The 24,260-nt window shown below is 44.9% G+C and carries 39 protein-coding genes and 1 pseudogene; 32 read left to right on the top strand and 8 right to left on the bottom strand.

Features of this window, described 5'->3' with window-relative positions:
* Positions 1-148: 148 nt before the first annotated feature.
* Positions 149-505 carry a YtxH domain-containing protein gene (locus M1D90_RS16590; protein ID WP_003180256.1) on the bottom strand — a complete coding sequence of 119 codons (357 nt, stop codon included), beginning with the start codon at positions 503-505 and terminating at the stop codon, positions 149-151.
* 161 nt (positions 506-666) lie between these two features.
* Here M1D90_RS16590 and M1D90_RS16585 point away from each other — a divergent pair, with 161 nt between their 5' ends.
* Positions 667-858 (top strand): hypothetical protein, encoded by a 192-nt coding sequence (locus M1D90_RS16585; RefSeq protein ID WP_020450798.1) that lies wholly within the window; start codon positions 667-669, stop codon positions 856-858.
* Between the two features lie 91 nt (positions 859-949).
* Here the strand turns inward: M1D90_RS16585 and M1D90_RS16580 are convergent, their stop codons facing one another.
* The 3 genes from M1D90_RS16580 to M1D90_RS16570 form a co-directional block, all read right to left on the bottom strand.
* Positions 950-1,477, bottom strand: coding sequence for a tryptophan transporter (locus M1D90_RS16580; protein WP_020450799.1), 528 nt, complete (start codon positions 1,475-1,477; stop codon positions 950-952).
* A gap of 143 nt (positions 1,478-1,620) precedes the next feature.
* Positions 1,621-2,694 (bottom strand): 3-phosphoserine/phosphohydroxythreonine transaminase, encoded by a 1,074-nt coding sequence (gene serC, locus M1D90_RS16575; RefSeq protein WP_020450800.1) that lies wholly within the window; start codon positions 2,692-2,694, stop codon positions 1,621-1,623.
* A gap of 198 nt (positions 2,695-2,892) precedes the next feature.
* Positions 2,893-3,312: an HIT family protein gene (locus M1D90_RS16570; RefSeq protein WP_128822855.1), complete on the bottom strand. Its 420-nt coding sequence runs from the start codon at positions 3,310-3,312 to the stop codon at positions 2,893-2,895.
* A 524-nt stretch (positions 3,313-3,836) separates the two neighbouring features.
* On the opposite strand from M1D90_RS16570, the gene M1D90_RS16565 reads away from it, so the two are divergent.
* From M1D90_RS16565 to M1D90_RS16555, 3 genes are read left to right on the top strand one after another with little or no spacing between them, the layout of a single operon-like run.
* Positions 3,837-4,577 (top strand): ABC transporter ATP-binding protein, encoded by a 741-nt coding sequence (locus M1D90_RS16565; RefSeq protein ID WP_020450802.1) that lies wholly within the window; start codon positions 3,837-3,839, stop codon positions 4,575-4,577.
* Positions 4,570-5,796: an ABC transporter permease gene (locus tag M1D90_RS16560; RefSeq protein WP_023856558.1), complete on the top strand. Its 1,227-nt coding sequence runs from the start codon at positions 4,570-4,572 to the stop codon at positions 5,794-5,796. The genes M1D90_RS16565 and M1D90_RS16560 overlap by 8 nt, the downstream gene beginning before the upstream one ends.
* Before the next feature lie 48 nt (positions 5,797-5,844).
* On the top strand, positions 5,845-6,555 hold the full coding sequence (locus tag M1D90_RS16555) for an EcsC family protein (RefSeq protein ID WP_023856559.1): 711 nt from the start codon (positions 5,845-5,847) through the stop codon (positions 6,553-6,555).
* A gap of 30 nt (positions 6,556-6,585) precedes the next feature.
* On the opposite strand, the gene M1D90_RS16550 is transcribed toward M1D90_RS16555, so the two are convergent.
* The 4 genes and pseudogenes from M1D90_RS16550 to M1D90_RS16535 all read right to left on the bottom strand — a co-directional run bounded on the left by M1D90_RS16550 (position 6,586) and on the right by M1D90_RS16535 (position 10,137).
* A complete protein-coding gene (locus M1D90_RS16550) occupies positions 6,586-7,746 on the bottom strand; it encodes a M20 family metallopeptidase (protein ID WP_164504584.1) in 1,161 nt (386 codons plus the stop codon).
* Between the two features lie 140 nt (positions 7,747-7,886).
* Positions 7,887-8,036: pseudogene (locus M1D90_RS16545) on the bottom strand (hypothetical protein); the annotation flags it as partial.
* Between the two features lie 10 nt (positions 8,037-8,046).
* The gene (locus M1D90_RS16540; protein WP_208738716.1) at positions 8,047-9,471 is read right to left on the bottom strand and encodes a recombinase family protein; all 1,425 of its coding nucleotides are present in this window, start codon (positions 9,469-9,471) and stop codon (positions 8,047-8,049) included.
* A 294-nt stretch (positions 9,472-9,765) separates the two neighbouring features.
* Complete coding sequence (locus tag M1D90_RS16535) at positions 9,766-10,137, bottom strand: helix-turn-helix domain-containing protein (RefSeq protein ID WP_039072590.1); 372 nt, start codon at positions 10,135-10,137, stop codon at positions 9,766-9,768.
* Positions 10,138-10,299: 162 nt separating this feature from the next.
* Here M1D90_RS16535 and M1D90_RS16530 point away from each other — a divergent pair, with 162 nt between their 5' ends.
* The 28 genes from M1D90_RS16530 to M1D90_RS16395 all read left to right on the top strand — a co-directional run bounded on the left by M1D90_RS16530 (position 10,300) and on the right by M1D90_RS16395 (position 24,187).
* Positions 10,300-10,452, top strand: a complete 153-nt coding sequence (locus M1D90_RS16530; protein WP_156125023.1) for a hypothetical protein — start codon at positions 10,300-10,302, stop codon at positions 10,450-10,452.
* 3 nt (positions 10,453-10,455) lie between these two features.
* Positions 10,456-10,617: a hypothetical protein gene (locus tag M1D90_RS16525; RefSeq protein WP_197063012.1), complete on the top strand. Its 162-nt coding sequence runs from the start codon at positions 10,456-10,458 to the stop codon at positions 10,615-10,617.
* Positions 10,618-10,803: 186 nt separating this feature from the next.
* Complete coding sequence (locus tag M1D90_RS16520; protein WP_456282901.1) at positions 10,804-11,367, top strand: hypothetical protein; 564 nt, start codon at positions 10,804-10,806, stop codon at positions 11,365-11,367.
* A complete protein-coding gene (locus M1D90_RS16515; protein ID WP_456282900.1) occupies positions 11,364-11,630 on the top strand; it encodes a YqaH family protein in 267 nt (88 codons plus the stop codon). The genes M1D90_RS16520 and M1D90_RS16515 overlap by 4 nt, the downstream gene beginning before the upstream one ends.
* 51 nt (positions 11,631-11,681) lie before the next feature.
* Entirely contained in the window at positions 11,682-12,083 is a 402-nt protein-coding gene (locus tag M1D90_RS16510) for a hypothetical protein (protein ID WP_268015819.1), read from the top strand.
* A gap of 14 nt (positions 12,084-12,097) precedes the next feature.
* Complete coding sequence (locus tag M1D90_RS16505; protein ID WP_456282899.1) at positions 12,098-12,511, top strand: hypothetical protein; 414 nt, start codon at positions 12,098-12,100, stop codon at positions 12,509-12,511.
* On the top strand, positions 12,508-13,686 hold the full coding sequence (locus M1D90_RS16500) for a DUF2800 domain-containing protein (RefSeq protein ID WP_456282898.1): 1,179 nt from the start codon (positions 12,508-12,510) through the stop codon (positions 13,684-13,686). Before M1D90_RS16505 ends, M1D90_RS16500 begins: the two co-directional genes overlap by 4 nt.
* Positions 13,687-13,705: 19 nt before the next feature.
* Positions 13,706-14,032, top strand: coding sequence for a hypothetical protein (locus M1D90_RS16495; RefSeq protein ID WP_039072595.1), 327 nt, complete (start codon positions 13,706-13,708; stop codon positions 14,030-14,032).
* A gap of 58 nt (positions 14,033-14,090) precedes the next feature.
* A complete protein-coding gene (locus M1D90_RS16490) occupies positions 14,091-14,657 on the top strand; it encodes a DUF2815 family protein (RefSeq protein ID WP_456282897.1) in 567 nt (188 codons plus the stop codon).
* Between the two features lie 43 nt (positions 14,658-14,700).
* Entirely contained in the window at positions 14,701-14,943 is a 243-nt protein-coding gene (locus tag M1D90_RS16485; protein ID WP_039072597.1) for a hypothetical protein, read from the top strand.
* A 25-nt stretch (positions 14,944-14,968) separates the two neighbouring features.
* Positions 14,969-15,511 carry a hypothetical protein gene (locus tag M1D90_RS16480; RefSeq protein WP_456282896.1) on the top strand — a complete coding sequence of 181 codons (543 nt, stop codon included), beginning with the start codon at positions 14,969-14,971 and terminating at the stop codon, positions 15,509-15,511.
* Positions 15,508-17,454, top strand: a complete 1,947-nt coding sequence (locus M1D90_RS16475) for a DNA polymerase (RefSeq protein WP_456282895.1) — start codon at positions 15,508-15,510, stop codon at positions 17,452-17,454. Before M1D90_RS16480 ends, M1D90_RS16475 begins: the two co-directional genes overlap by 4 nt.
* Before the next feature lie 15 nt (positions 17,455-17,469).
* Positions 17,470-17,649 (top strand): hypothetical protein, encoded by a 180-nt coding sequence (locus tag M1D90_RS16470; RefSeq protein ID WP_456282894.1) that lies wholly within the window; start codon positions 17,470-17,472, stop codon positions 17,647-17,649.
* 275 nt (positions 17,650-17,924) lie between these two features.
* Positions 17,925-18,107 carry a hypothetical protein gene (locus M1D90_RS16465; RefSeq protein WP_039072601.1) on the top strand — a complete coding sequence of 61 codons (183 nt, stop codon included), beginning with the start codon at positions 17,925-17,927 and terminating at the stop codon, positions 18,105-18,107.
* Entirely contained in the window at positions 18,104-18,541 is a 438-nt protein-coding gene (locus M1D90_RS16460) for a hypothetical protein (RefSeq protein WP_456282893.1), read from the top strand. Before M1D90_RS16465 ends, M1D90_RS16460 begins: the two co-directional genes overlap by 4 nt.
* A gap of 20 nt (positions 18,542-18,561) precedes the next feature.
* A complete protein-coding gene (locus M1D90_RS16455) occupies positions 18,562-18,750 on the top strand; it encodes a hypothetical protein (protein ID WP_039072603.1) in 189 nt (62 codons plus the stop codon).
* A 52-nt stretch (positions 18,751-18,802) separates the two neighbouring features.
* Positions 18,803-19,033 carry a DUF7667 family protein gene (locus M1D90_RS16450; RefSeq protein WP_039072604.1) on the top strand — a complete coding sequence of 77 codons (231 nt, stop codon included), beginning with the start codon at positions 18,803-18,805 and terminating at the stop codon, positions 19,031-19,033.
* Positions 19,034-19,053: 20 nt separating this feature from the next.
* Complete coding sequence (locus M1D90_RS16445; RefSeq protein ID WP_456282892.1) at positions 19,054-19,263, top strand: hypothetical protein; 210 nt, start codon at positions 19,054-19,056, stop codon at positions 19,261-19,263.
* A gap of 27 nt (positions 19,264-19,290) precedes the next feature.
* Positions 19,291-19,653, top strand: coding sequence for a hypothetical protein (locus tag M1D90_RS16440; protein WP_456282891.1), 363 nt, complete (start codon positions 19,291-19,293; stop codon positions 19,651-19,653).
* A 6-nt stretch (positions 19,654-19,659) separates the two neighbouring features.
* Positions 19,660-19,983, top strand: a complete 324-nt coding sequence (locus tag M1D90_RS16435) for a hypothetical protein (protein ID WP_456282890.1) — start codon at positions 19,660-19,662, stop codon at positions 19,981-19,983.
* Positions 19,984-19,985: 2 nt separating this feature from the next.
* Entirely contained in the window at positions 19,986-20,306 is a 321-nt protein-coding gene (locus M1D90_RS16430) for a hypothetical protein (RefSeq protein ID WP_456282889.1), read from the top strand.
* Complete coding sequence (locus tag M1D90_RS16425) at positions 20,303-20,566, top strand: hypothetical protein (RefSeq protein ID WP_456282888.1); 264 nt, start codon at positions 20,303-20,305, stop codon at positions 20,564-20,566. Before M1D90_RS16430 ends, M1D90_RS16425 begins: the two co-directional genes overlap by 4 nt.
* The gene (locus M1D90_RS16420) at positions 20,563-20,790 is read left to right on the top strand and encodes a hypothetical protein (protein ID WP_456282887.1); all 228 of its coding nucleotides are present in this window, start codon (positions 20,563-20,565) and stop codon (positions 20,788-20,790) included. The genes M1D90_RS16425 and M1D90_RS16420 overlap by 4 nt, the downstream gene beginning before the upstream one ends.
* Entirely contained in the window at positions 20,791-21,084 is a 294-nt protein-coding gene (locus M1D90_RS16415) for a hypothetical protein (RefSeq protein WP_456282886.1), read from the top strand.
* Between the two features lie 2 nt (positions 21,085-21,086).
* Complete coding sequence (locus M1D90_RS16410; protein WP_456282885.1) at positions 21,087-21,227, top strand: hypothetical protein; 141 nt, start codon at positions 21,087-21,089, stop codon at positions 21,225-21,227.
* A 41-nt stretch (positions 21,228-21,268) separates the two neighbouring features.
* A complete protein-coding gene (locus M1D90_RS16405; RefSeq protein ID WP_224145902.1) occupies positions 21,269-21,472 on the top strand; it encodes a hypothetical protein in 204 nt (67 codons plus the stop codon).
* 3 nt (positions 21,473-21,475) lie between these two features.
* The gene (locus M1D90_RS16400) at positions 21,476-21,754 is read left to right on the top strand and encodes a DUF5052 family protein (RefSeq protein ID WP_456282884.1); all 279 of its coding nucleotides are present in this window, start codon (positions 21,476-21,478) and stop codon (positions 21,752-21,754) included.
* Positions 21,755-21,775: 21 nt separating this feature from the next.
* Positions 21,776-24,187, top strand: a complete 2,412-nt coding sequence (locus M1D90_RS16395) for a virulence-associated E family protein (RefSeq protein WP_268015811.1) — start codon at positions 21,776-21,778, stop codon at positions 24,185-24,187.
* Positions 24,188-24,260: the final 73 nt, after the last annotated feature.

Here is a 24,260-nt window from a genome sequence, read left to right as displayed (position 1 = left end):
TAAAATAAAGATTAATAAAGATGTAAATTTACGAAATTTTTAAAAAATCCAGCTTTACGGTGTGAAATCAGGATTTTACCCAAAAAAAGAGCGTGAAAATTTTCCATTCACACCCCTTTTTTAAGGTTCATTTTTTTCGCTGAGTATATTAGTTTTGTAAGGTTTTCTCCAGCTGTTTTATCTTTTCTTCAATCTCAGCGATTTCCTTTTTTAAGTCCTGCTGGTGAGGTTTGATTTCCTCGCGCCATTCCTGGATGGACGTTTGCAGTTCGCTGCCGACGTCTTTGATGATTTCCGCGCCTTCTATGGCGGTTTTGACGAATTGCTCTTTTAATGCGATTCCGTCGTTTTTCAGCCTTTTGACGGTGTCTTCCCATTTACCGCAGTTGGCTTTTAGCTGTCCTCTCAAGTTTTTTCCTGAAGTCGGCGCGGTCAGCAATGCTGCAACACCGCCAATAACACCGCCTACAATCAGTCCAGCTGCTAAAGATCGGCCTTTTGACATGTACATCACCCCGGTTATATTTTTAAAGATCAGGCTTGGCAGGCGCCCGTCTTCTCATGATTAGATACTGGCGTTCGAGCCGGGCCATCCGTTTCTCTTCTTAGAAACTTCTGCATAGCTTGCTTTATTTTAGCATACTTTTAAAAAAAGGAGGGAGAGGGTTGTCTGTCATTATCATTGTTTTGACAATTTTAAGCGCTGTGTTTACCGCCGGCTCCTTTTATTATTTAAGGCTTCTCGGATATTCTGCATCTTACCCGCCGAAACGCATTCTTAAACAAAAAGCGCTTTTTTGCACGGGAAGCGCAGGATTGGCGCTCCTGCTCCTTTTTTTTATTCAGCTTCTTATATAAAATATCGGGCGGATTCCCCTTTTTTTGACCATCAAAATGAAAAAAACCTCTTCAAAAAAAGGATAACCCTTTTCAAGAAGAGGTTCTGGTTTTATTTGACTTGTTCAATCAGCCTTGAGCGCTTCATGATCGACTGCACGATCGGGAAGATGACCGCCATGGCGATCGTGTTGATCAAGGCAGCAGGTAAAACGACAACAGAAAACAGGGTAATGAACCCCTGGTTTCCAGGCAGGCCGACGATGAACAGCGCAGCCGTAAGGAAAATGGTTCCGGAAAGAACCGTTCCTGCAGCAGTTAATCCGGCGGCGGCAAGCGTTTTGCTGTTCAGCTTTTTCACAAGCAGAAATACGCCGAAGAACATCAAGGCTGTTAGCGGTTTGTCGATGATGTTGGGCAGCTGTCCTCCCGGAAAAGCCGTCGTCAACGCGGAAATGACGCCTGTCACGATTCCGATGACAAGAACATTTTGCAATCTAGGGAACAAAAGGATTCCCATAAACATCATGATCAGCATCATATCCGGCTTCATTCCGTAGAAAAAAGGCGGAATCACAGCGTGAAGCGCCGCTCCAATGGCGACAAACAGGGCCATAGCCACTAATTCTTTTGTTTTCATGTCTATTCTCTCCTCATCTAGGCTCTTTTTACGCTTTCCAATAATATGCTCGTCATTTATTGCGAAAGCTTTCTAGTAGTATATCAAACTTTCGAAGGAATGGGGAAGCCTTTTTCGCCATCTTCCATCATCAGGATAAACCATCAGTTTTCTTCGCGGAATTTCTTCATAAAGGCCGCCAGCTTTTCGCAGTCTTCAACAGATACGGCATTGTAAATCGAAGCGCGGCAGCCTCCGACCGAACGGTGTCCGCCAAGCCCTGACATTTTTTCTTCCTTTGCCTTTGCGATGAATGATGCTGTCAGCTCATCATTTTTGAGCGTAAAGGTGACGTTCATGTTTGAGCGGCTGTCTTCTCTCGCATGGCCGCGGTAGAATCCGCCGCTTTCGTCGATCGCGTTGTATAAAATACCGGCCTTTTCTCGATTGCGTTTCTCAATGGCATCGAGGCCGCCTTTTTCCTTGAGCCACTCCAGCACGAGAGACAGCATATAAATCGCAAAAGTCGGAGGGGTATTGTAGAGAGAATCCGCTTTGGCATGTGTTGAGTACTTCAGGATTTTGGCAACTTGCTCGTTTTCTTTGCCGAGCCAGTCTTTTTTCATGATGACAACGGTCACCCCTGACGGTCCGAGGTTTTTCTGAGCGCCGGCATAGATGATGTCAAATTGGGAAACATCGATTTTTCTGCTTAAAATATCGCTGGACATATCAGCGACAACCGGAATCGGAGCGTCAGGGAACTTTTGCCACTGCGTTCCGAAGATCGTGTTGTTGGAAGTCAGGTGGAGGTAAGCACCGTCTAGCGGAATCTCCGGTACTTCGGGAATATAGCTGTACGTATCTTCTTTACTGGACGCGATGATCGATGTGTTTCCGAAGAGCTTCGCTTCGGCGAGCGCTTTTTCAGACCAGGCGCCTGTCATTATGAAGTGCGCCGTTTTGTCTTTGGAGAGGAAGTTCATCGGAATCATTGAGAACTGAAGGCTTGCTCCGCCTTGCAGAAACATGACTTCATAATCATCAGGTATGTCCATCAGTTCCTTTAACAGAGCTTTCGCTTTTTGATGAACGGCGTCATACTCTTTGCTGCGGTGGGACAGCTCCATCACGGACATCCCCGCACCGTTGAAATCAAGAAATTCGTCTTTCGCCTTTTGCAGTACTTCTAAAGGCAGTGCTGCCGGTCCTGCGTTAAAGTTCGTTGTACGTATCATCACAATCGCTCCCTGTTCATGTATAAAAATATAAAACCATCCTAACATAAAAGGTTCCGGTTATACATAAAAAATTTGAATTGTGTGAAATATAGAACAAAGTCTATTTAGTCGTGCCGGGCGATCTGATAAATGTGGAGTTTTTTTGAACGAAAAAAAGACGCCGGCAGCTGCCGGCGCCCTTGGACAATGTCTCGATTACAGGTGCTTGTTGATGGAAGCTGCAATGTTCTGCAAGTCTTCCGGTGAATAGTCGTCCGCATGTGTTTTCCAGACGGCTCCGAATCCGTCTCCTTTGCCGTAGCGGGGGATGATGTGCATGTGATAGTGGAAGACGGACTGCCCCGCTTTTTCGCCATTGTTATTCAGAAGGTTTAAGCCGATCGGCTCGTATTCGTCTTTGATAGCTTGGGCGATTTTCGGAACCGCTTCAAAAAATTCCCTTGAAACATTAGGTGTCATTTCGTAAATATTGGTTTTATGAACTTTTGGAATCACAAGCGTATGCCCTTTTGTGACTTGGCTGATGTCGAGAAAAGCCAGTACATGTTCATTTTCAAATACCTTTGCACAAGGGATTTCTCCGTTTATGATTTTGCAGAAAATACAGTCGCTCATACTTTTCCTCCTTTTTCCATCAGGGAAAGGTTATGTATAAGCAACATATTACCACAATTTGCGCGAAAACACGAAAAACAGGATGAACGGCTCCAACGTTCACCCTGCCTGAAGAAGGTACGCTTTAACGAAGAAACGTTAACTGCCTTTTGCAAGCACCCCATTTTCGTCAAAATGAAAGCTTGTAACGCCTATACATTTCCTGCGACAAACACCTCATTTGATCGTCACACCTTTTTTATATGACGGAGATGTCAAATAAAGCAGGTGCTTTCTCAATTCAGTGGATGAAAGAAATTTCTAAGCTTGACATGTTTCATACTCAGGAACTCTTGCCGATTTTGTCTTTGACAAACACCTCATTCGCCAGAGTTGATAAGCTTTCCCTTCTTCAAGAATTAGAATGTCCTGATGCGCATTCGATTATTCGTTTTATTTTAAGGCCGAAAAGCGGGAGGGAAAACGTTTCAAATACATTCTTGTTTTTGGTACTATTAAGAAAAATGCAGGAAAGGAACGAACGTATGTCACTACTGACTGTTAATGAGTTAACTGGAGGGTATACAAGAAACCCGGTGCTGCGCGATGTTTCATTTGCGATTGAACGGGAGCAGATCGTCGGGCTGATCGGTTTGAACGGAGCGGGGAAAAGCACGACGATCCGGCATATCATCGGCTTAATGGAACCGCACAAAGGATCGGTTGAATTGAACGGCAAAACGTTCATGGACGATCCGGAAAGCTATCGTTCCCAATTTACGTTTATTCCGGAAACGCCGATTTTATATGAAGAGCTGACATTGAAGGAGCATTTGGAGCTGACGGCGATGGCGTATGGCCTTTCGAAGGAAACGTTCGAGAAAAGGCTTCCGCCGCTTTTGAAAGAATTCAGAATGGAGAAGCGCCTGAAATGGTTCCCTGCCCATTTTTCAAAAGGTATGAAGCAGAAGGTTATGATCATGTGCGCTTTCCTTGTCGAACCCGACCTGTACATTATAGACGAACCGTTTCTCGGTCTTGATCCGCTGGCGATCAATGCCCTTCTCGAGCGGATGAACGAAGCGAAGAAAAACGGCGCGGCCGTTTTGATGTCGACGCATATTTTGGCAACGGCAGAGCGGTATTGCGACTCCTTCATTATTCTTCATAACGGCGAAGTGCGGGCGAAAGGAACGCTTGATGAGCTCAGAGAGCAGTTTTCGATGGAAGAAGCGAGCCTCGACGACCTGTATCTTGAACTGACGAAGGAAGAGAGCTATGAATAGCATTCTGGGGATTTGGAAGACAAGAATTGAGGAGTATGTCAAAGAAACAAGATCATATTTGAAATACATGCTGAATGACCACCTTGTCATCGTCATGATTTTTTTCCTTGCAGGAGCTGCGAGCTGGTACAGCAAATGGCTGAAAGAGATGCCCGAAGGTTTTCCCGCCTATTGGGTGATGGCCGTCATCTTTTCGTTCATTTTGACAGGCTCATACGTCCGCACGCTAATTAAAGAAGCGGATCTCGTCTTTTTGCTGCCGCTCGAAGCAAAGATGGAGCCGTATTTTCAGCAGGCTTTCCGATTCAGTTTGTTGACGCAGCTTTTTCCGCTGGCCGCCGCGGCCCTCGCTTTGGCACCGCTCTATTTTGAAGCGAGCGGCCAGGCATTTTCCGCGTACTTCATCTTGCTGATTCAGCTGCTCGTCTTAAAAGGATGGAACACAGCGATGCAATGGCGGATGACGTTTTTCGGCGAAAAAAACATGAGGGTCACCGACTGGATTGTCAGACTGCTTCTCAACACGATCGCGATCTATTTCGCTTTAGCGTCTTCATACGGATTTGCAGCAGCTGTCTACCTGATCATGGCCGCTCTGTATGTGTATTTTAAAATGATCGATAAGAAAAAATCGTTTAAATGGGAGCTGCATATTGAAGACGAAATCAGAAGAAAGCAGCGGTTCTACAGAATTGCGAACCTATTCACAGACGTTCCCCATCTTAGAAAGCAGGCGAAAAGAAGAGCATATCTCGATTGGATGCTCCGGTTTATTCCGTATGAACAGCGCCGGACATTTACATATATGTACGGAAGGGCCTTTATCAGATCAAACGACTATTTCGGTATCGTCGTCAGGCTGACCGCAATTTTTGGTATCATCATCGCTTATTTTTCGACATATGAGTGGGTTTCTGCGGCGCTCATCGTCTTTACCATATTCATTACAGGAATTCAGCTGACACCGCTGTTTGATCATTTTTCACATTTGTCCTTGCAGGAGCTTTATCCCGTCAAAGCTGCAGAAAAGCGGAAGAGCTTTTTCGGTCTGCTTCACATTGTTCTGAGCGTCCAGGCGCTTGTTTTATCTGCCGTTGCCGGAGCCATGATGCAGTGGACCGGGATGCTCGCCGGACTGGCCGGCTCCGCATTGCTTATATTTGTAATTTTGAAGCCTTATTTCAACAGCAGATTGAAGAAAAATGCCAAGAGATCATGAATCCTTTTCTTTTTAAGCAAGTATGATGAAAGAAGAGGTGAGAGGCGCATGAATGAAAACCAGCTTTATTTGGAGGAAGCAATCCGCTGGAAAATGAAGTTTCTCAGAAAGCCGTCGATGGCTGAGCGGATGTCGAAAGGCGTGCAGTCGAAAATCAACGCCCGCATTCCCGCCAAAGTTCATAAAGCGATAACAGAAAGCATTAAAAAGATGGTCGAGGCCACTTTGCTCGGCTCGAATTTGACGACTTTTGACAAGAAAACAGGCACGCTTTCGCTAAGGGAAAAAGATGAGCTGGCTCAGAAGACGATCGCCCAGTATCAAAAGGCGGCTGCCGTTGAAGGGATCGGAACAGGCGCAGGCGGGATTTTTCTCGGACTGGCGGACTTTCCGCTTTTGCTCGGCATCAAAATGAAATGCCTGTTTGAATTGGCGTCGATTTACGGATACGATATCAAGGAAAAAGAAGAGCGGATGTTTCTTCTGTATATTTTTCAGCTCGCCTTCTCAGGGGAAGCTCACCGAAAAGAAATTTTCCGTATGATTGAACATTGGGAAACCGAAAAGCGCGAAATCGATTGGCTGGCATTTCAGCAGGAATACCGGGACTATCTCGATCTTGTAAAGCTGTTTCAGCTTGTGCCGGGCTTCGGCGCGGTCATAGGCGGAACGGCTAACTATAAGCTGCTTGGGCATCTTGGGGAAACAGCGAGACACGTTTTCCATATGAGGTTGATACATGAGACAGCCGGATATTGATGATCCGGCTGTTTTTTGCTTTTTCGGTTGTTACATTGCAGGCGTTTCGCGGAGCGACTGCTCTTTCTCCTGATAGGAGACAGCGGCATTTGCCAGCACCTTGGCTGCGATCAGCAGCGCTTTTTCATCAAGATCGAATTTCGGATGGTGGTGGGGAAACACCGCGTCCGGATTTTCAGGACGGGCGCCTGTAAAGAAAAATGTCCCTTTGACGCGCTCTAGGTAGTAAGCGAAATCTTCCCCGCCCATTTGCATGCCGCTTTCCTCAACGTTTTCGACGCCTTCTGTCTGTTTAGCGATTTTTGCGAGAAAAGCCGTTTCTTCCGGATGATTGCAGACAGGCGGATAGCCCCTTTCGAAGGAATAGTCACAGTCAGCGCCATGCATGCCGCATATACCTTTTGCAATCTGTTCAATTTCGTTTTCAATCAAGGTGCGGATTTCATCATTGAAGGAACGCGCCGTCCCGATTAAAACGGCTTTATCAGCGATTACATTAAAGGAGTTTTCGGCAACAAATGAACCTATCGAAACGACTGCCGGCTGAGTCGGATCGAGCCTGCGGCTGACAATCTGCTGGAGTGAAGCGACGATCTGCGATCCGATCAACACGGCGTCTTTTGTTTTATGAGGCTGTGCGCCATGCCCGCCTTTGCCTTTAATCGTAATCGTAAAACGGTCCGCAGCGGCCATGATCGGTCCTGTTCGATATTGAACGGTTCCCGTCGGCTCAGTAGCCCACAAATGGGTTCCGAAAATCACGTCAACACCGTCAAGACAGCCGTCTTCAATCATCGGCCTGGCTCCGCCCGGGGAATATTCCTCGGCGTGCTGATGGATGAGGACGATCTTTCCTTTTAAACGGTCGGCATGTTCGTTCAAAATTTTCGCGAGGACGAGCAGGGTGGCCGTGTGCCCATCGTGTCCGCAGGCATGCATCACTCCCGGCACCGTCGACCGGTAAGGCACATCTTTTTCATCATGAATGGGCAGCGCGTCAAAATCGGCTCGAAGCGCAATGACGGGGCCGGACGATCCGCCTTCGATGTGCGCGAGAACACCGCCCCCGCCGACATTGGTGCGGATAGGAATACCGAGCGCTTCATAGTAAGAAGCGATAAATGCGGCTGTTTTCTTTTCTTGAAAAGAAAGCTCCGGGTGCTGATGAAAATGACGCCTCAATTTGACCATTTCATCGTAGTGTGCATCAAGCTGCTCATTAATTTGTCGGATGAATGCGGATGCGCTCAAAAAAATTCCTCCTTTTAGGAATGACAAGTTTTTATAATTTTATGACAACTGAAGCCGCTGTTCAACCTTGCTGTCACGTTTTATAGAAGAAAAATGGCGGCAATCGTTGTGACAGTTAATCCGGCTGCTACAGGAATAAAGTTTTTTCTGGCAAGATCGAACGGGTCCACTTTACAAATCGCTGCTACCGGAATGAGCGCCCATGGCACAAGCGTAGCGATACCTATGAAAGACATATAGTTATTTCACGGACAGAATCAGGATCTCCCGGGGCTTTCCTGTACCTCTTTTGTATTCATCTTTTGTATCAATAACCATTTGAGAGAACAGGGTTGTCATCATTTGTTTTCGTTCATATTCATTGGCGATTTCCCATAGTGAGCTAATGTTTTCCGCAATGTAAGTTATGTCTTCGGACTGATCGGCGCTTTTTTTGTATGCTCTCAATTGTGAAGTGATCTCTTTCTCTTCTTCCCTAAGTTTTTCTGTTTTTGTTACTAATTCATCTATATCAATGATATCTCTTTCATACATATTTTTTTGTTTTTCTAGCTTCTTTTCGATGTTCGCTAAGTTATTTTCCAGCTCTTTGATTTTTTCATCTAATGGATTTGTCGCGACGTCTGCCTGCGGGCTGAGCTCGGAAATTAGGTCATCGAAAGACTCGAAAACTTTTTGTACTAAATACTTCTCAAGGACGATATGGCTAGTGCAAGATTTTCCTGCTTTTTTGCCTGAGCATCTATAGGTTTTTCCTGCCGGTGTTTTATGACCAGACATTGAGCTCCCACATCGGCCACATTTCAAGATTGATGAAAAATAGTAATTGCTTGTCTCTCGTTTTCCACCGGCGCCCCGTCTTTTCTCTAAAATCTCTTGTAGTTGCCAAAATTCATCTCTTAGAACTATTCTTTCGTGCTCACCTTCGTATAAAGCCTGTTCCCTTGGCGGTTTTTTAGCCGCTTTAGGGCTATCATTATGTGTGAGGTATCCGGCATATACGGGGTTATTAGCAATCCCTCTCACAGTATCCACATGCCATTGGCCGCCATTCTTAGTGCTATACCCTGTTTCTGTTAGCCTTTTTGCAATAGTGTAGAAGCCGAGGGTCTTTGCCATGCTAAATATCAATTTGACCACTTTGGCTTCCTCTGGATTTATTATGAGCTCATCGTTTTTATAGACATACCCATATGGGGGGAGCCCGCCAGGCCATTTACCAAATTTCACTTTTTTCTCAATCCCCATTTTTACCCGCTCAGCAAGATTTTCTCTTTCCCATTGAGCTATGGCCGCAATGAGGGTAATAAACAGCCTCCCCATTGCGTTTGTTGTGTCGTAAACTTCTGTGGCACTCTTGAATTTACAGCCATTTTCATCGAGCATTTTTAATATTTCGTACAGATCAATTACAGATCTTGTTAAGCGGTCTAAGCGATAGACAAGCAAGACGTCTATCGTTCCCTTCTTAATAGCGTCTTTCATTAAGTTAAACTTTGGTCGGTTTAAATCTTTTGCCGAATATCCATCGTCTATGTAGGTTTCATAGTTTTCCCACCCTTGGGATTTACAAAAAGCCTCAAGTTTTTCTTTCTGAGCATCAAGCGAGTAGCCATGCTTAGCTTGTTCATCCGTACTCACTCTTATATATAGTGCAATTCGCATAATTTATGGGCTCCTTTGTATTTCTGATAAAATTGGAATAGAACATATGTTCTAATTGTGGTAATATAAAGAATATCAAAAGGTATTCGTTTCTTCATCTGCTAAATGGTTTCAAAAGCTTCAAATTTTTTTCAAGATCAAGGAGGCAGTAAATTGAAAAATGACATGGGATCTTTAAAAAAAGAATTGCACTTATTAATTGACAAGACCGACTCCGCGGAGCCTTTAAAATTAATACTTGTCTTTGTCAAAAGGATTTTATTAAATGCCTCTTAAAAAAAAGCAGCCTTTTTGCTAGGTTGCTTTTTTGTTTACCAATATTTCCACCATGTCTTTTACAACTTCAAACTCCTTCCCCTCTAATTGAAACAAAGCCATAACCAAATCACGAACTTCTTTTTTATCATCCTTGAGTAAGTCCGCAAGCTTCTCAACAAATAACTCTTCCTCAGTTGTGGAACTATACATCTCTCCTGTGCCATCCCTCAGCCATTCTTCATTCACATGGAACTGTTTGCAAATTGACTTAATGTAAACATCTCTTGGGGCAACTCTGTTGAGCTCAATGTTTTCTATCACGCCTCTGCTTACTCCGATACGTGCTGCAAATTTTTCGCGGGATAAATTTTCATTCTCCCTGATATTTCTAATCCTTTCAGCTATCACTTTTTTAACACCTCCTTCACAAAGATTACTAACACAAGACAAGTATACATTAGTTGAATTACGTTGACAACGTAAAAAAATAAAAAACTACGTTGACAACGTAAATTAAGGGTGCTAAACTTACGTTGTGAACGTAATTCGAACCGTGAGGGGGTGAATCGTATGGGAAAAGAGCTGACTGAAGTCGATCTGACATTAATTGACAAAATTCGAGAACTAAACGATGTCGAGCTTGGTTATTTGAAGGGCTGGGTCTATGCCAAATTGGACAGCGGGCAACGGCAAAGTCGCCCTACAGAAAAGGAGGTTTCATAAAAAATGACAGTAGGAAAGATTGAGATTACGGAAGAAAAGGTTCGTAAATTGAAGCCTATATTTGAAAGTATAGTCTCTCGTAAGTATGGAAGGGATATCAGATTCACGACATTAACAATGGGCGGCATTACCATAGAGGCGCCGCCTCCTGGAAAGCGGGTGTAAATGATGAAAATTGTACCTAGGCAATGGCTGGCTTTAAGCCCGGCAGCCAAAGCAAACCTGATCATCGCAGAATTCCGAGAAAATTGCAGGCATGAAAATAGAGAAACAATTCCTATTTCAGGATCATATGAGGCATACACCGTCTGCCATGATTGCGGAGCTGAAATCTAGGAGGGTTGAAGGTAAATGCACAATCCATACGACTACTACATTTCGCCGGAAGAGTTTGCAAAAGCCGAAGCCAACGGAATAAGTAAGGATACCGTTGTGGGGAGAATCCGCCGGCAAGGGTGGGATAAACAGCGCGCCCTATCCGAACCAGTCAGATTTGCCGACCGGTCTAGATTCGCCGCAGATTGGGCTATTTATGGGAAGGTTGCTGAAAGAAACGGGGTATCGAGGGCGGCTTTCCGTGTGAGGGTGTATCGAGGGTGGAGCGCAGAAAAAGCGGCCTCAACTCCAAAAGTAGAGAAAAAGGAACAAATAAAGCGAATGACTGAACGATCACCAAGAACGAAATATCGTAAATTCCCGGAAGAAGTCATAAAGCTGGCTGAATCAAACGGAATCCGGTACGGGACTTTAAGGAGCCGCGTGACTCGTGACGGGTGGGATATGCAAATCGCAGCGACAACACCCGTTATGACGCAGCAGGAGATTCAACGAAAAGCCGTTCAAGCCTTTAAGCGTAAATACGGAGATAACCCGATGGGGGCGTTATTTCCAAAAATTAAGGGGGTGAAGGCATGAATTTAGACAAATTCCTTAAAAATGACCGCGAAAAAGCGGAAGAGCTTCTGAAAGCAACCCACACTCTTGTTATTGAATCTATGTTAAAGGCCTGGATTGATAAAGACTACACTGCATGTGTAAAGCACGCAGCCTTGATCATTTCACATTGTCAAGACCTTAAACGCATGGAGACTTGTAAAGCGCTACAAGAGACATTAGATGCTCTTTCAGGAAAAGAAATAAGCCGCCTTGGCAGAGGCGACCTAAATCAAATCAAATAACGTCGTAATTATACCATGCGGCTAAAACTTACGAAACAGGAGGTTTTACCAATGACAGGGATCATGACGGTATCGCAAGCGAACGCGTATTTTCAGGAACTAAACCAAGCAAAGAAAGACCGTACGGCACTAAGCTCAAATATTAGTACCCGGACTGCAGCCCTTATTGCTTTTCTTAGACAGAGCGGCCCAATTCTTGTCTATCGAGAAGACAAAGCGACCATTATTGAAGCTGTGAAAAAGGTTTCAGTTAAATTTGATAAAGCTCAGCTTGGCGCAGCTGTAGGGCTTCCGGCTTCTGCATTAAACCCTATCAAGATCGCAGAGCTTGTGGAAGCAGGGAGGCTTTCAGCAGCACAAGTTGAAGCCTGCCGGTACGAGGAAGAAGACTACAAGCTGAAAACACGTAAAGCAAAAAAGAAAGAGATTGCGGCATTCCGCAATAAAAAATAGGAGGTTATTAATCTATGGATATCAAGGTGAAAATCGAAGTGCCAGGACTGCCTGACGCTATCCACGCATTAGCCCAGGCCTTATCCGGAACTCAAGTTAGCACAATTAAAGAACCAGCGGTAAGGGCAACAAAGGTTGAACCCGGGTCAACTGTTACGGCGGAAAAAATTGGGCCCCTTCCAGACAAAGCACCAACATCGACAAAGAGTGAAAAGGCAGATGTGGAGCCGGAGAAAACAGAGCCTGCAAAGGTAGATACATCCCAGGAAATTGATATCAAGGTAGTTCGTGAGAAGCTGGCCGCAAAAACGCAAGAAGGCAAACAGGCTGAGATAAAAAAACTGTTTGCGAAGTTTGGTGTCAAGAAGCTATCCGAAGTCCCGAAAGAAAAATATGCGGAATTGCTTGAGTTGGCGGAAGAGCTATGACAAAAGCACACGCTGATAGATCTCATGCCCTACTGTCGGCGTCGGGCTCAAAACGTTGGTTAACTTGCACGCCTAGTGCACGACTAGAGGAGCAATTTGAAGAAGAAACAAGCGCGTATGCAGAAGAAGGAACGCTGGCCCACGAGATATCAGAAGTTTTGCTTGAGTATCACACTAGGCAGATTGCAAAAGCAACCAGGACGCGCCGGCTAAACAAACTGAAAAAGAACGATCTGTATTCTGATGCCATGCTGGAATACGTCACAAATTATGCAGATATTGTGATTGAAAAGTTTAATGAGCTTGCAGCGGAAAAAGGAGAGGCAACGATCCTGCTTGAACAGCGCCTAGATTACAGTAAATGGGTACCTGAAGGTTTCGGGACGGGTGACGCTCTGATCATAGCAGATGGGGTTATAGAAGTAATTGATTTGAAATATGGCAAGGGCGTCCCGGTGGAAGCAGAAGAAAATACGCAAATGATGTTGTACGCATTAGGCGCTATTAATCAATTTGAAATGCTTTATGACATTGAACAAATTCGTATGACAATTGTTCAGCCGCGCCTAGATAGCGTGTCGTCTTATGAGCTTTCTATTGAAGAGCTTATGACGTGGGCTGATGAATACGTCAAGCAGCGGGCAGAAATGGCCTGGAAAGGCAAGGGAGCGTTTAAAGCCGGTGAACATTGCCGGTTCTGCCGAGCCAAGGCGACATGCGCTGCAAGGGCAGAAAAGAACCTTGAACTGGCAAAATACGACTTCCAAAAGCCGGAGCTCCTTTCTAAAGAAGATCTGGGACAGATACTCCTAGAGGCTGAAGAACTGAAGCGATGGGCCAAGGATGTTCAAGATTATGCCCTAGCCCAAGCGGAACACCACGGGGAGAAAATACCAGGCTGGAAGCTTGTTGAGGGTCGAAGCAACCGGAAATATGCGGACAGAGAAACTGTAAGAAACACCCTTTTGGCTGAAGGTTTTGAGCCAGACCAGATCCTTACACCAAGGGAAGTCTTAGGGGTATCGGCTCTTGAAAAGAGCATAGGCAAAAAAGCTTTCAATGAAATATTGCAAGATCTCATCATTAAGCCGGCGGGGAAACCGACGCTAGTCCCTGAATCGGATAAGCGTCCGGAATTAAATTCAACGGAATCGGCAATTGCTGACTTTCAATAAAAAGACGGAGGGTTAAAACATGTTCACATTAAATATTGAGCGGCGCCCTAAGCTCCGTAAAACAGAATCGACATTAAACGCAGATTTTTGGATGAACGCTGACGGTGAAATCCTTCCGCTTGATGGATTAGAAAAAGACTACTTACGAAACATCTTGCACTTCTTATACAGAAAGCGGGATTGGTATTGGCTTAATTGCAAAGATACAGATCTTATGGAAAAGTTTCGAGACGGTGATGAATTTTTTCAGCATGTTATCAGGAAAAGCAGATTGTGGTCATCTATTATTAATCAATTAAAAGTGCCAGACGATAGTTTCAATTTCAACTTCAGTACACCTGAATAATTCTGATGTCGATCAAAATTGATCTCAATAAAAAACAAAAACAAAGGAGACATGCAAAATGGCAGTTAACACAAACACAAGCACAAAGGTAGTTACAGGAAAGGTTCGTTTCTCTTATCTTCACGCTTTCGAGCCGCACGCAATTGAGGAAGGGCAGGAGCCAAAATACAGCACATCAATTTTAATTCCTAAAACAGATAAAGAGACTTTGAGAAAAATTAAAGCCGCAGTAGAGGCGGCAAAGCAAGCAGGGGCCGGCAAGTGGGGCGGCAAAATCCCAGCCAATCTTAAAACACCGCTGCGGGATGGCGACGAGGAAAGACCGGATCAGGAAGAATATGCGGGGTGTTACTTCTTGAATGCTTCCAGCAAAACAAAGCCGGGAGTTGTTGACAAGCAGCTTAACAAAATTATTGACTCAGAAGAGCTATACAGCGGATGCTATGGACGCGCTTCAATCAATTTCTATGCATTTAATACGGCTGGAAATAAAGGGATTGCTTGCGGCTTGAACAACATCCAAAAGCTTGAGGATGGGGATTATCTCGGCGGACGTTCCCGCGCTGAAGATGACTTTGATGCTGTGGACGACTATGAAGATGAAGAAGAAAGCTTTTTAGACTAAGAGGGGCTTTGCCCCCTCACTTAATAGAATAGGAGGGCTTATGATGCGGAAAATCATCTTTGTAATATCTGAATATAAAGACCTTTATGATGATGAGGGCGAAGCTTTGGCAACATTCACCGAGAAAGAGGAAAAGGGGCTGCTGAATTATGTAGGCGACCTTGTGACCTCTGATGAGCGTTCATTGAAACAGATATTCGAAGTAGATGTACAAAAAAGTGTGCTGTTTGAAATGGAGCCGAAACTCTCCAATGGAAAGTTAAAAATCGAATACGTGGATCAATAAACGGTTTAGCGGGGGAGGCCAATATATGTTTAATCCTTTGGACTGGTATATCACACCTAAAGAATACGAACGTGCAGCACAGAACGGTGTGAGCAAGGAACTGCTTGAGCGGAGGATAAGGCGATCAGGCTGGGATAAAAAGCGGGCCATCACTACGCCAGCATTAAAGCGGATGCCATTATCTGAATGGGCCGATGTAGCAGAATCAAATGGGATATCAAGAAAACGCTTCTCTTGTCGGATCAACAATCTAGGCTGGGATGAAGAAAAGGCCGCAACTGTTCCCGTGGCCGAAACTAAAGAGAATATGAGAAAAGCACAGAAAAAATCTCCGCGAAACAAATACCGAATCTTATCCCGTGAGTTAGTTGAACTTGCTCAGGAGAATGGAATCAAATATGACACTCTGCTTTATAGGGTTAGAAAAAGAGGTATGAATCCGCATGAGGCAGCAACGATGCCGGCCAGATCAAGTGCAGAAGTTGCCGGGATCGCTCTCTCAGCCTATCTCGAAAAATACGGAAATACAAACTCTTTATTTTTCCAAAAAAGGCGGCAAGCAAATTGAACACATTATCAATTGACATAGAAACATATTCAAGTGTTGATCTATTAAAATCAGGCGTTTACGCCTATACAGAAGCACCGGATTTTGAAATTTTACTGTTTGCCTATGCTTGGGATGATGAGCCTACAAAAATTGTAGATCTGGCCCAGGGCGAAAACCTGCCGTATGAAGTCATGTCGGCCCTAGTCAGTTCCAAACTGATTAAAAAGGCTTTTAACGCAAATTTCGAAAGGGTTTGTATCGCGAAACACTTCAATTTATTGCTGCCAATTAATCAATGGCGTTGTACAGCTGTGCATGCGACTACATTGGGGCTACCGGGAAATTTGGACGGGGTTGCTAAGGTGTTAAAACTTGAAGCTCAAAAGGATGCATCCGGTAAATCATTGATCCGTTACTTTTCCGTTCCTTGTAAACCGACAAAGACGAACGGCGGACGGACTCGAAACCTTCCTGAACACGATCCGGAAAAATGGGAGCAGTTTAAAGCGTACTGCGTCCAGGACGTTGAGGTGGAAAGGGCAATAGGCAAGAAGCTTTCAAAGTTTCAGCCTATGGAGTCTGAGCAGCGCCTTTGGGTGCTAGATCAAGAGATAAATGATAGGGGCGTCCGGGTAGACGGTGATCTTGTAAGGCATGCAATAGCCTGTGATGCCGCTTATCAAGAAAAGCTGGTGTCAGAAGCAAAGGAGCTTACCGGGCTTCCCAACCCGAATAGCGCAGCTCAATTGAAACAGTGGCTTGAAGATCAAGGGCTTACTGTCACAAGCTTAGCCAAAGACAATATACCGAAACTGATTGAAAGTACGGAAGATGAAGACGTCAAGCGAGTTTTGCAGCTTAGGCAAGAAATGTCCAAAACGTCTGTGAAAAAATATCAGGCGATGGAAAAGGCACTTTGCCCTGACGGGCGCATTCGTGGCCTCCTTCAATTTTACGGTGCAAGTCGTACAGGTAGATGGGCCGGTCGATTGGTGCAGGTTCAAAACTTACCGCAAAACAAAATCGCTGATCTGGATACAGCGAGAGAGCTTTTAAAAGGCGGCTATTATGAAGCGATTGAACTTTTATACGGCCAGGTTCCTTTTGTACTGTCTCAGCTTGTCAGAACAGCCTTTATACCATCGGAAGGTAATGAGTTTTACGTCTCTGACTTCTCTGCCATTGAGGCGCGTGTGATTGCCTGGCTTGCTGGTGAAAAGTGGCGCCTGGATGTATTCAACACACATGGGAAGATATATGAGGCGTCAGCTGCCCAAATGTTCAAAATCCCGATTGAATCAATCACAAAAGGCAGCCCGGAAAGACAAAAAGGTAAAGTAGCTGAATTGGCGTTAGGCTATCAGGGAGGAAAAGGGGCCTTAATTCAGATGGGCGCCCTAGATATGGGGCTTTCAGAAGATGAGCTTCCGGATCTGGTTGAAACCTGGCGGACAGCAAATAAGAAAATCGTGAAGTTTTGGTATGACGTTGAGGCGGCAGCAATCAAGGCAGTCAACGAGAAAACGATTGTAAAACTTCAGCACGGTCTGTGTTTCTCTTGCGAATCCGGTATTTTGTTTATACAGCTGCCATCCGGCAGACGGCTAGCTTACGCAAATCCAAAGCTAGAAATTGATAAGAGGTTCGGAAAAAAAGCCCTCACTTACGAAGGAAAAACAACCACAGGAAAATGGGGCCGCCTAAACACATACGGTGGCAAGCTTGTCGAGAACATTGTCCAGGCGGCGGCCAGGGATTGTCTAGCGGTCGCGCTCATGCGATTGGATGAAGCGGGTCATAAAACAGTTATGCACGTACATGACGAAGCTGTCCTAGATGTCCCAAAAGGCAGAAATGAACTTGAACAAGTGGAAGCGATCATGGGCCGGCCTATTTCCTGGGCGAAAGGGCTCCCGCTTACCGCTGACGGCTTTGTCACTAATTACTATAAAAAAGATTAATAGGGGGGCAGTGGGATGAAAGAGAAATACGCGATGTATGACACATTCACAAATGGAGTGGAGTTTTACGAAAGAGAAGAAGAGGCCCTGAAAGATTATGAACAGTTGGAAAAAGACATTTCTGGCATTTGCGATGAAGACACACCCGAACACGTCTTTCTATTCCAGGTCATCAAGCAGGGGGAAGTCAAATAATGCAAAAGATAAAAAGGCTCTTTTGCCGGATACGGGGTCACAACTACGGTCTATTTAATATCTGCGACACCTGCGGGAAGCTGAAGGAAAAGCAATGGTGGAGAGATTGCGGATGACCAGGCGCGTCATACAATGGTCGGCTATAGATTCCGATCGAAAGCGTCTACAGGTTATTACCATCTTTGAGGAAGGTTTAAACAAACAGGACGTAAAACGGGAAGTGCCATTTAGCAGATGGCACAGCGTACTATACAGGACGGAAAGGGGTAAACGCTATGAATTCAAATAGAGATGCTATGATGTCGGATAAAAATTCAAGGTTTGATAGTGAAGTAGTTACCTGGAAGATGACGGAGGAAGAGCGGCTAGCCTACATCAAAAAACACCCAATCATTCCGGAAGAACAGCCATCACCTACTTACGAATGGAAAACAAAAGAAGGGAAGTTATTGCCATGAAAAAACTATTAAAAACCATTGTTACACTGTCACTCTTGCTTTCTGGAACGCTTTTATTCTCACAATCTGCGGCGGCTGTTTGGTCGCCGTGGCAAAAGGAAGCATTCGGCCATACAGCGAGGGTTTTTACTGATGATACCTATTACTATTCGGGAGCGAAAACGGTTGACTGGCGGGCTGAAAAGAAAGGATCAGGGACGCTTTATTATACGGCGGGCGTTTATAAAAAACGTTCTGGCGGCGGATTAACTGATACAAACCTGGTACAGCGCGGATATTTCAAGCATTCAACACCGCTAAAGTCTTTCAGCGTTACAGAGATCCGGAAACGTACCGGGAAAGGGGCATACGTGATCCAGATTGATTGCTACACAGATGCAAAGAAAAACAATTATATTGGCACGTTTGAATCGAAAAAGTTTTATATCAAATAACTTAAAAGGAGCTGTTAATAATGGGCTTTTTGGAACTGTTGACATTAATATTTATTCTTTTGAAGGTGTTTGGGCAAATTGATTGGAGTTGGTGGCTGGTGTTCCTGCCTGTCATCGTTTCCTTCTCTTTCTATATCATTTGGATCTTGTTTGCGGCCGTCGCCTACAGAAAAGTTAAAAAGCGAGTCAATGAAGAGTTTGGAGATTGAAAATATAGCGGCCGTCGCTCTGGCGGCCTCTAATTGAAAGGGGAAACGTTCAATGTGGGGCGTGCACCAAAGACTTGCGGAGCTGTGGAGCCTTAGCAAACAACGGAGGTTGACAGCCGAGGAAATGAGTGAATTTAGGATCTGCCTGGATGCAAACCTGAACAAGTGCTGGAAGGTGGCCGTCTTAAAAAATCAGTCCTTGATTGCACACATGACAAAGGATGACGATTGGCAGCACGATGTATGCAGTCAACTTGAAGAAGTGTATGTGGATTTCCATTGATTATTACAGGAGGGATCGCCGTGTCTGTTCAATTCAGCAAAGCCCGGGGCGCCGTAGTAGATTCCCAAAAAAGGGTTGTTGTTATAAATGGTAGGGTAATACCTTTTCATCCTGAAATGAAGGGCGAAAGCATAACGATGGTTGACGGAAAGCCATTCATTGACGGTTATGAACTGAAAAGGGGCAAATGGAAAAAGACATTAAGGGCTGCTTGTCACAAATATTCTTAAGCGGCCAGCCGGGAAGGAGAATGACCAATGCATTTGATGTCCAAGGGATTAGTTGAGCTTGGCGATCCGTTCCGCGTAAGCGACTACGAGAACGGCGAAAAGGACGGAGCAATCATAATCGGAGGCGTTGATGTTATCAATGCTTTAAAGGGCTCAGAGTTTAACGGCAAAGTGACGGTCGGTGTTATGGATGAAACATTTGACGGCGATTTGTTTATTGAAACTGGCTGGGGGTATTCGGAATGGACGCCAGTTGATCCTGATAAGTTATGTGTGGGCTCGCACGACATCATAAATATTGTTTCACGATATGAAGGCCAGTCAATTAAGCTTGTGATTTCGGATGAACCCATTGATATTTTAGCAGATTCAGATCCGGAAAAGAGGTGAATAGATATGGGTGTTATTGATGATATGGGGTTCACGCCCGCGCAGTATCGGGAATTGAAAGAGACAATGACAGATATGGAAATCGCAGAAGATCATCTTTATTGCTCAATCTATACATTGAAGGCCTGGAAAAGAAGACATGGGTTGGGCCCTAAATACAACAAATCGGCCAAGAAATTCACGGTTGAAGAATGGAAAGAGATGAAGAAGCTTGGCATGTCCGAAAATGAAATTATGAAGGCATTCGGCTATAGGACTTACCGGCATTACCTGAATCATAAGAAGAAGATCGGCATTCCGTCTTTGAAAAAGAGAAACGGGAGGGGCTAAGAGTGGGAAAACTAGAAGGTGAATTCTACGGGATTATATGTGGGATAATTCGAGAGAAAGAAAAAGAAATGTTAGAGACAGAGGCGAACAGCCCTGAAGCTTTCCACCGCTCAGGGGAATTATGCGCCCTGAAAAAGATCGCTGGGCTATATAAAAAGACCTTCTTGTCTGAGGAACGGCGGCTACTGATCAAAGAAGCATCAGCTTTTCATGCCCCAGATAGGGGGCCTGATTTTAATAATATGTCCAACGGACAGATCGCGCAGCACATCGCAAAACTCGAAGGAGCGTTCAAACTTGAGAAAGTTGGTGCAGCGAAGTGAAAACGTTAACGATTGAAGCGGATAGCACAATAGAATTTTCAGAAGTCGCTTATATAAATGGGAATCTGATACCTTTTGACAAGGGTTCCGATCTATTTGACACGTTTGCTCTTAAAGGGCTACATGGAGAAATTTCTTTCGAGGGTAAGGAATATATCATCACAGATATAGACTTTGGCTTATATTATAGGCGACTTGAGGCGGTCGAAAAACAGGCCTATTTAGAATCTTTAACAATAGCGTGGAGGGCAGCAGAATGAAGGCACGGTGTATGGAATGCGGAAACGAAAGGTTCTTTTATCAGGAAGTATCGGTGCCGGCAAGACGGTTGATTGATGCAAACGGTGGCGCAAGAAACGGCAAGATTTTTGCAGCTAGCCGAGACAAAATAGATCGCATTTTTAGCGACGGTTACATTTGCGACAGCTGCCATTCCGATAATGTTCAAGTAAAAGGGGCGAGCCCTGCCGGGAAGGTTGAGTAAATGGACAATAAAAAACGTTTAGAAGAAATAAAAGAATCTTATTCAAATTGCATTGATATAGCTTTGTCTGAGGGTGAAACGTTGCCCTATTACGATATAGAAGTAGCCGATCTGAATTTTCTTATCGAACAGGTTGAAAAAGGGATGGTGGAAAATGCCGCGGTCATGCGTTCTTTACATGAATGCATAACGCGCATGCAAAAAATTAAATTCATATGCCAAAAGGCAAAGTGGCATTACATCGAAAAAAAGGACATCGATGAGATTTTGAAACTGCTTGAAGGGAAGGTGTAAAAATGAATTGGAAAAAAGCAAAAGAAATTTCTAGCAAGCATCCTGACGAACTGTCACAAGAGGACATAAAGTGGATCAAATCAAACCAGGAAGAGGTCAAGCGGAAAACCGTTGAGATTTGGGAGCAAATAAAAAAAGGTTAATTCGCAAAGCAGCGGCCGCCAGCCGGGGAGGAGTATGAGAAATGCCAAAGAAGCACATCAAAACTCTTTATTTCGTATCAGGGAAGGATGCAGTGGAAGCTGTCCAGGAAGCTTGGAGCTTGAAGTTTGGGGCAGACATCGAGAACGTCCGTCCTGGCCCTGGAGAAGTTGAACTGTTTGGTATACCGGATGAAGAAAAAAGCTTTCGAGTGCATATATTCGAGTTTGTCGAGAAGGAGAAATGAAACATGAAAAAAGCTATCGCAACAATGGCAGTCTTGCTGCTAGTCGCAATTATAGCCGGCTGCCAATCAGAATCATGGGACAGAACAGCGAAAGACATTGAGTCCGCGCATAACGGGCTGGATCGAACAGCGACCGTGTATGACCAGAAAGGGAATGAGATCAAAACCTACAAAGGGAAATTTGATGTTGAAGTTAACGAGTATGGGAACAAAGTGAAATTTGACCTGGATGGAAAGCGAATCTTAATTAGCAACGCCGTTGTGATCGTTGAAGAAAATTGAGGAAGATTGGGGGTGCCGGTGATGGAAACAGCTTTAAATCATAAAGTGCAGCATGATGGGTCTATCACCATAGCAACAGGGCGCAACCGATGGGATAAGGCTTGGAAAAATAAAGATCTGCTATGGTCTGACTTGCTGAAAAAGCTATCAACACCAAACTATACCAACGAAACTTACGCAGAGTATAAAAAGATGTCAAAGGCGCAGCAAGATCAGATCAAAGATGTCGGCGGTTTCGTTGGTGGATCTTTAAAAGGTGGGCGGCGGAAAACAGATTCCGTCGCCTGGCGCCAAGTCGTCACACTGGACGCTGATTTTATTAAAGGCGACCTTTGGGCCGCTGTTGAAATGATGTATGACTTTGCATGTGCTGCCTATTCAACGCACAAGCACAGCAATAAGACGCCGCGGCTACGCCTAGTGATTCCGCTTAAACGGCCTATTACGCCGGATGAGTACCAGGCTGTATCCCGGCGTTTAGCCGCTGATATAGGAATTGACTTTTTCGATGATACGACCTATCAGGCCCACCGTTTGATGTATTGGCCGTCAACTTCTTCAGATGGTGAGTTTGTTTTTAAGTTACAGGACGCACCCTGGCTTGATCCTGATGGAATACTGGCAAGTTATGAAGATTGGACAGATCCCGTTAATTGGCCTGAATCGTCCAGAATCCAAAAAAGCCGTCAAAAGCTTGCGGACAAACAAGGTGACCCACACGAAAAAAGTGGTATGGTTGGGGCCTTCTGCCGCACATATTCGATCCCAGAAGCCATTGAAACCTTTCTGACTGATGTATACGAAGAGGCCGGGCCCGGTCGCTATACGTATAAAGAGGGTTCGACAACCGGCGGTCTAATTCTCTATGATGACGAGAAATTTGCCTATTCCCATCACGGTACAGATCCGATAGGCGGGCAACTAGTCAATGCTTTTGATTTAGTCCGAATCCATAAATTCGGGATGCGCGATGAGGACGCAGCACCAGGGACGCCGGTTGTCCGTCTTCCTTCTTTTACAGCTATGTCTGATTTTGCGATGGATGACAAAAATGTCAAACGTACAATCGGTCAGGAGAAGCTTAACCAAGCTGCTGACGAATTTGGGGCGGTTGTAGACGAAGACATGAACTGGCTTGAACAATTAGACGTCAAGAAAAACGGTGATGTCCTTTCTACGGCCAAGAATATTATATTGATACTCAAAAATGATCCGCGGCTTGCCGGGAAGATTGCCTGGAACGACTTTGCACATCGTGCAGCGGTCTTAGGTGATTTACCTTGGCGCAAGCTGTCAGAGGGGGACTACTGGACAGACAGGGACGATGCTTCATTGCGTAACTACCTGGAAACCGTTTATAACATCTCAGGTCAAGGCAAAGTCCACGACGCGCTTATGGAGGTTCAAGGGAAGAACAAATTCCATCCGGTGCAGGATTACCTGAACAGCCTGGAATGGGATGGTCTACCACGCCTTGACACGCTTTTCATTGAGTATCTAGGAGCCGAAGATTCTGAGTATGTCCGGGCCGTTACCCGTAAGATTTTCACGGCTGCAGTCGGACGTGTACTCAAGCCAGGGGTGAAATTTGATAACGTCCTTGTCATGGTTGGGCCGCAGGGTGTCGGGAAAAGCTACATTATCAAAAAACTTGGAATGGATTGGCATTCTGACTCCATCACAACCGTTCAGGGGAAAGAAGCCTATGAACAATTACAAGGAGCCTGGCTCATTGAGCTGGCTGAGCTGTCTGCAACTCGGAAAGCTGAGGCGGAAGCCGTTAAGCATTTCATATCTAAACAAGAGGACAGCTATCGGGTGGCATACGGCCGTCAAATTTCTGTTTTTCCGCGCCAGTGCGTCTTTTTTGGTTCAACAAATGACGTGACGTTTCTGAAAGACCGAACAGGAAACCGACGTTTTTGGCCTGTTGTTGTAGCAACGCAAGAACGGACTAAAAGCATATGGAAAGACTTGAATCAATACGAAGTTGATCAGATATGGGCTGAGGCGGTTAATTGCTGGATTGAAAAAGAGCCGCTTTACCTGTCAGGGGAGCTTGAGGCCGCGGCCAGGGAAGCCCAAGAGGCGCACACAGAAGAAAGCGCAAAAGCCGGCTTAATCGAGGAGTATTTAAACACACTATTGCCTGAAGATTGGATGACTAAAGACATTAGTGAAAGACGTCGCTTCATCCACGGCAGCGATTTTGGGGATGCAGAAAAAGGCACCGTTAAGCGCGACAAGGTTTGTGCTATGGAGGTATGGGTTGAATTGTTTGAAGGAGATCCAAAGCAAATGAACCCGATGCAGGCCAGAGAAATCAATGATATTTTGAGACGCATCCCGGGGTGGAAGGCATATTCAAAAAGTCGAGGGCGGCTATATTTTGGGAGGAGCTACGGGAACCAAAGAGCGTTTATAAGGGTCTGAAATTCATATGTCCATGACCTGAATCATATGTCCATGTAAAATGTGGAAAATTTAAAAGCGTATGTCCATGTGT

This window comes from Bacillus sp. JZ34 (genome assembly GCF_053903205.1).
Note: the sequence above shows the minus strand (reverse complement) of the source record. Positions and strands in the feature narration are given on the sequence as shown.

What these genes read in the sequence shown, in the direction of transcription:
- M1D90_RS16520 (WP_456282901.1), top strand. Translation starts at nt 10,804, where the DNA reads ATGCACAATCCATACGACTACTACATTTCGCCGGAAGAGTTTGCAAAA.
- M1D90_RS16580 (WP_020450799.1), bottom strand. Translation starts at nt 1,477, where the DNA reads ATGAAAACAAAAGAATTAGTGGCTATGGCCCTGTTTGTCGCCATTGGA.
- M1D90_RS16550 (WP_164504584.1), bottom strand. Translation starts at nt 7,746, where the DNA reads ATGGTCAAATTGAGGCGTCATTTTCATCAGCACCCGGAGCTTTCTTTT.
- M1D90_RS16420 (WP_456282887.1), top strand. Translation starts at nt 20,563, where the DNA reads ATGAAGGCACGGTGTATGGAATGCGGAAACGAAAGGTTCTTTTATCAG.
- M1D90_RS16560 (WP_023856558.1), top strand. Translation starts at nt 4,570, where the DNA reads ATGAATAGCATTCTGGGGATTTGGAAGACAAGAATTGAGGAGTATGTC.
- M1D90_RS16450 (WP_039072604.1), top strand. Translation starts at nt 18,803, where the DNA reads ATGTGGGGCGTGCACCAAAGACTTGCGGAGCTGTGGAGCCTTAGCAAA.
- M1D90_RS16485 (WP_039072597.1), top strand. Translation starts at nt 14,701, where the DNA reads ATGCGGAAAATCATCTTTGTAATATCTGAATATAAAGACCTTTATGAT.
- M1D90_RS16540 (WP_208738716.1), bottom strand. Translation starts at nt 9,471, where the DNA reads ATGCGAATTGCACTATATATAAGAGTGAGTACGGATGAACAAGCTAAG.
- M1D90_RS16465 (WP_039072601.1), top strand. Translation starts at nt 17,925, where the DNA reads ATGAATTCAAATAGAGATGCTATGATGTCGGATAAAAATTCAAGGTTT.
- M1D90_RS16470 (WP_456282894.1), top strand. Translation starts at nt 17,470, where the DNA reads ATGAAAGAGAAATACGCGATGTATGACACATTCACAAATGGAGTGGAG.
- M1D90_RS16400 (WP_456282884.1), top strand. Translation starts at nt 21,476, where the DNA reads ATGAAAAAAGCTATCGCAACAATGGCAGTCTTGCTGCTAGTCGCAATT.
- M1D90_RS16590 (WP_003180256.1), bottom strand. Translation starts at nt 505, where the DNA reads ATGTCAAAAGGCCGATCTTTAGCAGCTGGACTGATTGTAGGCGGTGTT.
- M1D90_RS16495 (WP_039072595.1), top strand. Translation starts at nt 13,706, where the DNA reads ATGTTCACATTAAATATTGAGCGGCGCCCTAAGCTCCGTAAAACAGAA.
- M1D90_RS16510 (WP_268015819.1), top strand. Translation starts at nt 11,682, where the DNA reads ATGACAGGGATCATGACGGTATCGCAAGCGAACGCGTATTTTCAGGAA.
- M1D90_RS16570 (WP_128822855.1), bottom strand. Translation starts at nt 3,312, where the DNA reads ATGAGCGACTGTATTTTCTGCAAAATCATAAACGGAGAAATCCCTTGT.
- M1D90_RS16555 (WP_023856559.1), top strand. Translation starts at nt 5,845, where the DNA reads ATGAATGAAAACCAGCTTTATTTGGAGGAAGCAATCCGCTGGAAAATG.
- M1D90_RS16530 (WP_156125023.1), top strand. Translation starts at nt 10,300, where the DNA reads ATGGGAAAAGAGCTGACTGAAGTCGATCTGACATTAATTGACAAAATT.
- M1D90_RS16565 (WP_020450802.1), top strand. Translation starts at nt 3,837, where the DNA reads ATGTCACTACTGACTGTTAATGAGTTAACTGGAGGGTATACAAGAAAC.
- serC (WP_020450800.1), bottom strand. Translation starts at nt 2,694, where the DNA reads ATGATACGTACAACGAACTTTAACGCAGGACCGGCAGCACTGCCTTTA.
- M1D90_RS16440 (WP_456282891.1), top strand. Translation starts at nt 19,291, where the DNA reads ATGCATTTGATGTCCAAGGGATTAGTTGAGCTTGGCGATCCGTTCCGC.
- M1D90_RS16410 (WP_456282885.1), top strand. Translation starts at nt 21,087, where the DNA reads ATGAATTGGAAAAAAGCAAAAGAAATTTCTAGCAAGCATCCTGACGAA.
- M1D90_RS16525 (WP_197063012.1), top strand. Translation starts at nt 10,456, where the DNA reads ATGACAGTAGGAAAGATTGAGATTACGGAAGAAAAGGTTCGTAAATTG.
- M1D90_RS16505 (WP_456282899.1), top strand. Translation starts at nt 12,098, where the DNA reads ATGGATATCAAGGTGAAAATCGAAGTGCCAGGACTGCCTGACGCTATC.
- M1D90_RS16405 (WP_224145902.1), top strand. Translation starts at nt 21,269, where the DNA reads ATGCCAAAGAAGCACATCAAAACTCTTTATTTCGTATCAGGGAAGGAT.
- M1D90_RS16455 (WP_039072603.1), top strand. Translation starts at nt 18,562, where the DNA reads ATGGGCTTTTTGGAACTGTTGACATTAATATTTATTCTTTTGAAGGTG.
- M1D90_RS16460 (WP_456282893.1), top strand. Translation starts at nt 18,104, where the DNA reads ATGAAAAAACTATTAAAAACCATTGTTACACTGTCACTCTTGCTTTCT.
- M1D90_RS16500 (WP_456282898.1), top strand. Translation starts at nt 12,508, where the DNA reads ATGACAAAAGCACACGCTGATAGATCTCATGCCCTACTGTCGGCGTCG.
- M1D90_RS16415 (WP_456282886.1), top strand. Translation starts at nt 20,791, where the DNA reads ATGGACAATAAAAAACGTTTAGAAGAAATAAAAGAATCTTATTCAAAT.
- M1D90_RS16490 (WP_456282897.1), top strand. Translation starts at nt 14,091, where the DNA reads ATGGCAGTTAACACAAACACAAGCACAAAGGTAGTTACAGGAAAGGTT.
- M1D90_RS16435 (WP_456282890.1), top strand. Translation starts at nt 19,660, where the DNA reads ATGGGTGTTATTGATGATATGGGGTTCACGCCCGCGCAGTATCGGGAA.
- M1D90_RS16480 (WP_456282896.1), top strand. Translation starts at nt 14,969, where the DNA reads ATGTTTAATCCTTTGGACTGGTATATCACACCTAAAGAATACGAACGT.
- M1D90_RS16395 (WP_268015811.1), top strand. Translation starts at nt 21,776, where the DNA reads ATGGAAACAGCTTTAAATCATAAAGTGCAGCATGATGGGTCTATCACC.
- M1D90_RS16515 (WP_456282900.1), top strand. Translation starts at nt 11,364, where the DNA reads ATGAATTTAGACAAATTCCTTAAAAATGACCGCGAAAAAGCGGAAGAG.